Consider the following 8,372-nt stretch of genomic DNA (forward strand, 5'->3'; position numbering starts at 1 on the left):
GTCGCCCGGCAAACCCGGTGCCGATCGAGGGCCAGAGTCGTTTTCGGCGAGAACCTTCACTACAAGGTCAAGGCGAGCCGCCTGCGGCGGCTCGCGCCGCGCCGGGCGGCCAGCGGGTCGGGCATGCGGCTCTCCGGCCGGTCCCGGCCCGCGCCGCCCGCGCGTTGCACAGCCAGGAGCTGGCCGCGATCTCTCGATCGTTCTGAGCTTGATGCGTTGGCTCTTCGGCCTTTGGCGGAACGGAGACCTGCCATGACCAAACCTCTTCCGGTTCAGTCTCCACGCTAGGAGGGGAAGCCCAGGCGTGAATAAGCTGGATCAGGAGGTGAGGCCGTGATGGCTGAGCGATCTCAGGACGCCGCGTTCTCCTCCTCGGAGCGGGCGGCCATGCGAGACCTTCTCGCCGCCGACCGCGAGCGCACCATGTCGCGTGTCGCCTCGCTGACACGCGACTGGAACGACATCGTCGAATCCTCGGCCCTGGTGGCCACCGACGACGAGCACGACCCCGAGGGGTCCTCCACCGCCTTCGAGCGAGCCCACATCCAATCCCTGCTCGACCAGGCGGCGACCCACCTCACCGGCCTCGACCAGGCCCTCGTACGCCTGCGCGACGGCACGTACGGGCTGTGCGAGGTCTGCGGCCGTCCCATCGCTCTCGAACGCCTGAAGGCCCGCCCCGCCGCCACCACCTGTATCGCCTGTGCCAGCACCAGGCGCTGACGTGGGCCCGCGACGGCAAGCCCGCCCGAGGGTCGGCGGAACGGCCGATGTCGTCGCCGAGGCCAGGACCCGAGGCATGCCCGTACGCATCGTGTGGCCCGAGGGAGCAGGGCGGGATTAAGCACCGGCCGAGCGATGTGTGGCAGGCCGCGTGGTGCCGCCGGCCCAACCGCTTCGCGGCCCTTCGGATGCTTCGCATTGCGCTGGCCGCACAACTCCCGCAAGCGCATCCGGCCAGGTCAGGCTGACTCTCCCTGTTCGCGGGCGATCCGGCGGGCGGTGGCGATGCGTTGCCGGATCAGCTCGGCCCACAGGTGTTCGCCGTTCCGGTAGCCGCTTCCGGCGTAGCGCCACTGGCCGACCGTGACTGTCTCTCGCTCGTCAGCCGCAGGCAGGCCCCGCCGTTCCCGTGCCCGTTCGGCCTGGTGATCGGCTCGAACCTGCCGCAGCGCGCCGAGGGTTGTGGAGTAGTGGCGGCTCTTGGTCGAGAAGTGGCCCCGGTAGCCGAGCATGTGCGCCCACTGCCGTAACGGGATCAGCCGGTAGGCGGGATCGCTCGCCAGGGCGAAGCAGGTGTAGATCATGCGCCGGGCATGCTCGGTGACGTCGAGCCGCGCGACGTCGGCGACCTCCCGGATCGGCCGGTCCACGGTCCCGTCTGACTCGGCCCCTTGGTGGCGTACTTGGCGATGTAGGCCGCCACCCGCTGATCCGCGATGCCCTCAAGCGAGGTCGCGACTTAGATAGGGTCCACGTCGAGCTGCGTTCCCCACCGGCTGACGAACGACGGGTCATCGTCCGGCACGGGGACCGAGACCGCAGCCGCGGTTTCCCGAATCGCATTTTGGAGCACGGGCACGGTCGCCCAGTCCGGCGGACGATCGGACGGGCCGTCCGGTCCGTCGAGGCGGATCACGGCGTGGAAGTGGATCAGGCCCCGCGCCTGATACTCGGCCACCTTGGCGTACGACAGCCGCAGCCGCCGCCGAAGCTCGGCCTGCGAGACGCCGAGGTGCCGGGCGAAGGTCGCCGGTAGCGCCTGCGTGAAGCGCCGCCACAGCTCACCGGCACGAGGGTTCCACAACACCGCGCCCCGGTAGTCGTAGCAGTCCACGCAGATCGGCTGCCCGACCTGGGGATCGTCGTCACCATGACGGACGCCGCGGCCTTCCTGCCCTCAGGAGATGCTCACCCGATGGGAGGGCATGAACGTCTCCCAGCAACGCGCCATCGTTGCCGCGGTCATCCGCACTATCACCGTCGCGCCCGCCGACCCGCGCAAGAAGTGGGACCCCGACCGGTTCACCTTCGACTGGATCGCTTAGGCCACCTGGCGCAGGTGTTCCGGCCCGTCCCCGCCGACGAGCCGGAACACCGATGCCACCCGTTCCAACACCACCAGATCCTCAACCACCGGCGGAAGTCCCTGAGCCGCCCGAGATGACGCCACCCGCGCCCGCATCTCGTCATTCACTCAGGGGACCACCCAACGGGACGTCGTCAAGACGTCCTAGAAATCCCTGGCTGGAGCAAGTCGTCCCCATCGCGGCGTCTTACCCTCAATGAGACGAAGATAGATCTCGTTGGTCGCCGGGCCAGTGTGGGTTCTCAGCTGAGCTGGTCTCTTCTCACCGGATCTGATCCGTACCTGATCCGTCTCATTGGTTCCGATCCGCCCGCTGCGGGGGGCACGCGGCCGGCTTCGACGGCGTCGAGATCCAGGCGGCCAACGGCTACCTGGCGCACCAGTTCCTCTCCGACAACGCCAACGAGCGCACCGACCAGTACGGCGGCGCAGTCACCAACCGCATCCGCTTCGCCGTCGAGGTCGCCTCGGCGGTGGCCGACGAGATCGGCGCCGACCGTACGGGCCTGCGGGTCTCGCCGGGCAACTCGTACAACGACATCACCGAGCACGACACGCACCAGGTAAACTCGGCTCTGCTCGCCGCCCTGGCCCCATTGAACCTGGCCCACCTGCACGTGATCCACGCCGGAGACGAAGACCTCGTCGCGAGGCTGCGCCGCGAATGGCCTACGGCCCTGCTCCTCAACCGCGCCGGCGCTCCCCTCGATGCCCGGATCGCCGACCTCGACGCCGAGCTGGCCGACGTCGTCACCGTCGCCGCGGCCGCTCTGGCCAACCCGGACCTGCCGGCCCGCCTCCAGGCGAACGCCCCGCTGAACGCGGCCGACCCGGCCACCTTCTACGGCGGCGACCACACCGGATACACCGACTACCCCACCCTCGACGCGGGCACAGAAGCGACATGGCACCGGCGCGCGACCCGTCGCGCGCCGGTAGAGGCGCCACCTGAGGGTGAAGGGACAGGGTAAGCGGATCACAGTGGTTGGGGTAGGAGTGCCAGGCCGGTCTCGCAGAGGTGTGCATCTCCTGGTGAGTGGCGTGGTCTGCCGGCCCGCGACGAGTAGGCTGATCGTTCGTCATCGGACCGGGGAGGTCGGCGTGGACTATGGCGACAAGCTCTTCTGGCTCTCGGTTGTGATTCAACGCAAGTACGCGCAGATCTGCGCCGAGTTCGACCTGACCCCCTCGCAGGCCACGCTGCTCTGCGCAATCAGGAACGAGCCGCGGCAGATGGCTGACCTCGCCGCGTCGTTGGGTATGACCAAGAACGCATTGAGCCAGCTGGTCGATCGCACCGCGCGGCGCGAGTTGGTCGGCCGGGCAAGCTCGGCGCAGGACCGACGGGTCGTCATGCTCAGTGTGACACCCACGGGAAAGGTGCTCGCCGAGGCCGTTTACGCCGAGGTCGCCAAGCGCCTGCCCGAGATCGCGAGGAACCTCGACGCCGACGACCAGCGCGACTTCGAGCGCGTGGCCACCGCCATCGTGGACACCTCGGACCTCTCTTCGCCCACCTCGAACAAACCAATCACACCGTGAGGTCCCGCTACACCCGCACCTTGACGACGTTCATGCCATGAACTAATTTAGTTCACGCCATGAACTAGTGAAGGGTGGCAGCGATGAGCGCACAGGCGACCGACACGATCGCAGTCTTCGGCGCGACGGGGCAACAGGGCGGGGCGGTGGTCGACGCGCTGTTGGACCACAAGGCGCGGGTGCGGGCTTTGGTCCGCAACCCGCAGTCCGACCGGGCTCAGGCGCTGGCCGCCCGCGGCGTCGAGCTGGCGGCCATCCGGGTCGACGACCCGGCGTCGCTGGCCGCCGCGCTGGCGACGGTCGAGGGGTTCTACTTCATGACCCCGGAGGCGAACAGCCTCGAAGAGGTCGAGGCGGAGATCCGCATCGGTATCGCGCTCGTCGACGCGGCGGTCGAGGCGGGCGTCCCGCACGTCGTGTTCAACTCGGTCTTCGGAGCGGACCGGGAGTCGGGTGTGCCGCACCACGACTCGAAGCACTCGATCGAGGAGCACCTGAGGAAGTCCGGCCTCAGGGCCGCGATGCTTCGCGCGACCGCCTTCATGGAGAACTTCGCGAGCGTGATGGCACCGAGCCTGGAGCATGGGGAGATCGTGCTGAGGCTGCCGCTGCCGGAGGACGTCGCCCTGAAGATGATCTCGGTCAGGGACATCGGCCGGGTCGCCGCCGCGCTCCTGCTCGACACCGCGGAGGCGCCCGGCGGAGCCGTCGAGCTCGTCGGCGACGAGCTGACGGGCCCCCAGATCGCCGCGGCGTTCGGCGCGCGCGCCGGGCTCCCGGCACGGTACGAGGCCCTCCCGTTGAGCGTGCTTCCCAACGACCTCGACAAGGCGATGTTCCGCGAGTTCGCGAAGGCGGCGGAACACCCTTCGGACCTCGCTGTGGTGCGCTCTATCGAGCCGGCCACCCTGGACCTGGTCGAGTGGATCCGAGCTACCGGCTGGACCGCGCCCACAAACGTGGCTGGTTCCTGAGCCTGGATGCACCGAGCCGATTCTGACGTGATTGCCGTGAGATGAGAGGAGGTGTCCTGCGAGCTGGGATGATGGGAGTTCTCTAGGCTTCCAAGATCCGCAGTCGAAGGACACCTCTCACGTGCGATTGTTTCATGCCGCTGCCAGGACCCATGCGCGCTTCGACGACGAGCACGTGATCGCCTACGCCGGTCTGGAACCGGTGATGCGGCTGGCCGAGCGCATCGACCTGGGCGGGCTCGTGGATAAGCACGTCGCCATCGCCGATCGGCTCGGTGTGAACGCGGCCGCGAAGCTCAGCTCGATCGTGGCCGGGATGACCGCCGGAGCCGACAGCATCGCCGATCTGGACGTGTTGCGGCACGGCGGCATGGACAAACTGTTCGACGACATCCGTGCCCCGTCCACGCTCGGGGTGTTCCTGCGCTGCCTGACGTGGGGGAACGTCCGCCAGATCGAGAAGGTCTCCCGGACGCTGCTGGGCCGTCTGGCCGCGCACACGCCGCTGCTGCCCGCAGCCGGCACGGTCGCGTTCCTGGACGTGGACTCGATGCAAAAACGCACATCGGCGCCTGCCGCCGCGCGGGCCCGCACTTCTCCGTCACCGCGAAGATGGACCCGAAGATCAAGGCGGCGATCGCCGCCATCGGCGAGGACGCCTGGACGCCGATCACCTACCCGGGCGCGATCTTCGATGAGCAGGCCGGATGCTGGGTGTCGGACGCCGAGATCGCCGAAGTCGCCTACACCGCGTTCACGTCGAAGAAAGGCCGGGCGGTCACGGCCCGGCTGATCGTGCGCCGGGTCAAGCGGCTCAACCCCAAGGCCGGCATCGGCCAGGACGAGTTGTTCAGCACCTACCGGTACCACGCGGTCTTCACCGACAGCCCGTTCCACCTGGCCCAGGCCGAACAACAGCATCGCGACCACGCGGTCGTCGAGCAGGTCTTCGCCGACCTGAACGACGGCCCGCTCGCGCATCTGCCCTCCGGCGACTTCGCCGCGAACGCCGCCTGGGTGACCTGCGCGGCAATCACCCACAACCTGCTGCGCGCAACCGGCTGCGTGGCCGGTCCCGTACACGCCACGGCGCGGGGCGCCACGCTGCCGGCCGCTTGGTCGCTGTCCCCGCTCGCCTGGCCCGGCACGGACGCGGCCACGTCACCGTCCACCTACCGCAGCACTGGCGCTGGCAGAGCGCGTGGATGAACATCTTCGACGCCGTACATGACCCGCCGCCCGCCGAAGCGGTCTGACCAGCCCGACGTCCCGGTCACCGCCCGCACCAGACGACCCAACGGTCACCCGCGCCATCGGCGCATGGACCCCCGCCCCCGAGACTGCGGGCATGTGGACAAGCAGCGACCCGAGCGCAGCGGCCCCCGCCTGCCTGCGAAACAGCGCGTCACCTGACGAAACCGCCCTCGGAGCGGAATCGAACCAGAAAACGATCACAGGGAATCACTCGGTGCATCCAGGCTCAGCCCTCGTCAGCTTGGTCTGCCGCAGGAGGTCGTCCGTGTTGGCCGACCTTGTTTATTCGGGTAGTTAGGCCAGGCGACTCCTGGGCAGTGCGATCCTCCCATTGGTAGGATCGGCGTATGGGCGAGCCGTTGAGAACTGACAAGATGAGCATCACCGTGCCCGCGGACGTCGCCGCTGAACTGCGGGCCCGGGCCGGACAGGGCAACGTCTCGGCGTACGTCACCCATGCGCTGGTCCGTCAGCTGGAGCATGACCGCCTGGGGGATATGGTGGCAGATCTTGGAGAGATCCATGGTCCGGTGACCGATGAGGAGTTGGCGGCGGCGCGGGCAGAGTGGCCGAGCGCGTGAAGCAGCGGAAGCGGATACGCCCGCGCGAGCACGGCGCCCTCGTCCTTGACAACGAAGGTCTTTCGCGGGCGGCGACCGACAGGGTGATGTACGTCCGGCTTCATGCCGCGCATCTGGATGGACGGCGTGTCCTCACGTCCGCCGCCATTTTGGCCGAAGCCTTGAGAGACACTTCGCGTGACGCCGGGGTATATCGCGTGCTCGGTGGTGTCGTGGTCGAACCGGTGACTCGCGAGATCGGGGAACAGGCCGGCAAGCTTATCGGAGCGGCGGGAATGTCCGCTGATCAGGCTGTCGACGCCATGGTCGCGGCTACCGCATTGGATCAAGAGGGTCCTGTTGTGGTCGTCACATCCGACGTGCCGCACCTGACCGCCCTGACGGCGGGCCACGAGCGGATACAGGTCGTCCATGTCGACAAGATCAGCCGATAGCACCGTCACGTCGAGGCCGCCTGCGTGAGCCCGTGTACCTGATCAGGTCACATCCGCGGTGATTTATTGCCCGAAGTGAATCGCTACCACCAGCAATACTTGTTCAAGGTGCCGAACGGATACTGCGGCCTCGGCGGCACCGGAGTCCCCTGCCCGGTCGGCCTGACCACCGGCGAAGTCTGATTTGTGATAACTGCTGATCCTGGCCCTTGGCCGCCCGGGCTGCTCCGGTGTCGGCCGGGGTCAGACTCCATGCGTTCGGTGGTCTCGAGGTGCGGGCCTGGGTGGGCGCAGCCCTCTCGCGGCACGGCGCGCCAGGCGGGCGATGTTCGACGCTATCAGAATGTGTTCTGAATTAGACTGGTAGCGTGAGCATCAGTAATGCCGACGCCGTCACCTTCTCGGACCTGTCGAGGAATCCCCGGGCCGTCGCCGAACGCGCCGCGCGGCTCGGTCGCGTACGTGTGACCCACCGGGATGCCCAGGACTTCTACCTGACTGCGGCTGACCGTGAGGAACGACGCGAACAGACGCTGGCCACGGCTTCTCGTCTGTTCCTCGCTCTCCTAAGGCATGATCCGACCGCCCGTGCGCTGGTCATCGCCATGCCCGAAGTCTTTCCCTGGGTTCGTCACCTCGCCTCAGATGAGGTGCGGTCCTTCACACTCGAACTGGTCGAGGCGCTCTCTGACGCGGCCGAGCTGGATGTCGACGCCACCACTCAGGAAGTCATCGCAGGCTGGCGGGCCACCGCCCGGATCAAGGCCGACCCCGCGCACTATGTCCAGGCGCGTGAGGCGACCAGCGGAGACTTCGGACCGGTTGAGGTTTCGGTATGAGTCCGAAGCGCGGAGACCGGGTCACAGTCCCGCCTCCTGATAACGAATGGGACGTACGGTTCGGTACGAGCGATGCGGTGAAGGGCTGGGAGGAACTACGCCGTCACGCCCTGGCCAACACGCGCCGATGCTTGGAGACGCTGCGCGCCGATCCACGGTCACGCACCGACCATGAGCGCCAGCATCGCCTGCGTGGCGACCTTGCGACTCATCGTCACAACGGACAGGACCTTGAGCAATGGGAGTTCGAGGTCACCAGCGGCGGGCGCGTGTGCTACGTGATCGATGACACCGCTCATACGGTATGGGTCGTCTATGCCTCGCCCCGTCATCCGAAGGACACCGATGCCTGAGGCCGGCTGACCCGCCGAGATCTGTGATACAGCCAGGTCCGGCACCGAGGGCAGGAGTAAGTGTCGCCAGGTTTCAGCGCGATCTATTGGCGGTGAGTGCGGAGGGCGTCGACCTCGCCTGCGCTTCCGGGAACACTTCCGGCACCAGCGGCAACGGGGAATGATTGAGGTCAGTCAGGGCTGTTCAGGTGGCGAGCCAGCCGGGGAAGTCTACGGGCGATCTCCGCATCATCGGCGATATCCCAGTCTTGCTCGCCAAATTCGGCCGCCAGGAGCGGAAACCTACTGCGGACTCCTCGGGCTTTG

General features: G+C 67.7%; 8 protein-coding genes and 5 pseudogenes. 11 read left to right on the forward strand and 2 right to left on the reverse strand.

All coding sequences use genetic code 11. The features are described from left to right. Window positions 1-336: 336 nt before the first annotated feature. The gene (locus tag FLX08_RS39200; RefSeq protein WP_142625324.1) at window positions 337-723 is read left to right on the forward strand and encodes a TraR/DksA family transcriptional regulator; all 387 of its coding nucleotides are present in this window, start codon (window positions 337-339) and stop codon (window positions 721-723) included. A gap of 239 nt (window positions 724-962) precedes the next feature. On the opposite strand, the pseudogene FLX08_RS39205 reads toward FLX08_RS39200, so the two are convergent. Further along, window positions 963-1,379 (reverse strand): annotated as a pseudogene (locus FLX08_RS39205) (replication initiator); the annotation flags it as partial. 83 nt (window positions 1,380-1,462) lie between these two features. Further along, a pseudogene (locus FLX08_RS39210) lies at window positions 1,463-1,870 on the reverse strand (replication initiator); the annotation flags it as partial. 37 nt (window positions 1,871-1,907) lie between these two features. On the opposite strand from FLX08_RS39210, the gene FLX08_RS41070 reads away from it, so the two are divergent. From FLX08_RS41070 to FLX08_RS39255, 10 genes and pseudogenes are all read left to right on the forward strand, one after another. Continuing rightward, window positions 1,908-2,048, forward strand: coding sequence for a hypothetical protein (locus FLX08_RS41070; RefSeq protein WP_167530761.1), 141 nt, complete (start codon window positions 1,908-1,910; stop codon window positions 2,046-2,048). A 376-nt stretch (window positions 2,049-2,424) separates the two neighbouring features. After that, window positions 2,425-3,060, forward strand: a pseudogene (locus FLX08_RS39215) (oxidoreductase); the annotation flags it as partial. A 130-nt stretch (window positions 3,061-3,190) separates the two neighbouring features. Continuing rightward, window positions 3,191-3,631: a MarR family winged helix-turn-helix transcriptional regulator gene (locus FLX08_RS39220; protein WP_142625328.1), complete on the forward strand. Its 441-nt coding sequence runs from the start codon at window positions 3,191-3,193 to the stop codon at window positions 3,629-3,631. Between the two features lie 83 nt (window positions 3,632-3,714). After that, window positions 3,715-4,605 (forward strand): NmrA/HSCARG family protein, encoded by an 891-nt coding sequence (locus FLX08_RS39225; RefSeq protein ID WP_142625329.1) that lies wholly within the window; start codon window positions 3,715-3,717, stop codon window positions 4,603-4,605. A 121-nt stretch (window positions 4,606-4,726) separates the two neighbouring features. After that, window positions 4,727-5,861, forward strand: a pseudogene (locus tag FLX08_RS39230) (transposase family protein). A gap of 345 nt (window positions 5,862-6,206) precedes the next feature. Further along, window positions 6,207-6,440, forward strand: coding sequence for a CopG family transcriptional regulator (locus FLX08_RS39235; RefSeq protein WP_142625330.1), 234 nt, complete (start codon window positions 6,207-6,209; stop codon window positions 6,438-6,440). After that, on the forward strand, window positions 6,437-6,874 hold the full coding sequence (locus FLX08_RS39240; protein ID WP_142625331.1) for a type II toxin-antitoxin system VapC family toxin: 438 nt from the start codon (window positions 6,437-6,439) through the stop codon (window positions 6,872-6,874). Before FLX08_RS39235 ends, FLX08_RS39240 begins: the two co-directional genes overlap by 4 nt. 84 nt (window positions 6,875-6,958) lie before the next feature. After that, window positions 6,959-7,057 (forward strand): annotated as a pseudogene (locus tag FLX08_RS39245) (peptide-methionine (S)-S-oxide reductase MsrA); the annotation flags it as partial. 185 nt (window positions 7,058-7,242) lie between these two features. After that, window positions 7,243-7,713, forward strand: a complete 471-nt coding sequence (locus tag FLX08_RS39250; protein ID WP_142625332.1) for a hypothetical protein — start codon at window positions 7,243-7,245, stop codon at window positions 7,711-7,713. Window positions 7,714-7,790: 77 nt separating this feature from the next. After that, on the forward strand, window positions 7,791-8,066 hold the full coding sequence (locus tag FLX08_RS39255; RefSeq protein ID WP_244313227.1) for a hypothetical protein: 276 nt from the start codon (window positions 7,791-7,793) through the stop codon (window positions 8,064-8,066). Window positions 8,067-8,372 lie beyond the last annotated feature (306 nt).

Source organism: Microbispora hainanensis (assembly GCF_006874475.1).
GTDB classification, from domain to species: domain Bacteria; phylum Actinomycetota; class Actinomycetes; order Streptosporangiales; family Streptosporangiaceae; genus Microbispora; species Microbispora hainanensis.

Bases quoted from the DNA above. Each gene is read 5' to 3' on its own strand.
- FLX08_RS41070 (WP_167530761.1), top strand. From the start codon at position 1,908: ATGCTCACCCGATGGGAGGGCATGAACGTCTCCCAGCAACGCGCCATC.
- FLX08_RS39200 (WP_142625324.1), top strand. From the start codon at position 337: ATGGCTGAGCGATCTCAGGACGCCGCGTTCTCCTCCTCGGAGCGGGCG.
- FLX08_RS39235 (WP_142625330.1), top strand. From the start codon at position 6,207: ATGGGCGAGCCGTTGAGAACTGACAAGATGAGCATCACCGTGCCCGCG.
- FLX08_RS39225 (WP_142625329.1), top strand. From the start codon at position 3,715: ATGAGCGCACAGGCGACCGACACGATCGCAGTCTTCGGCGCGACGGGG.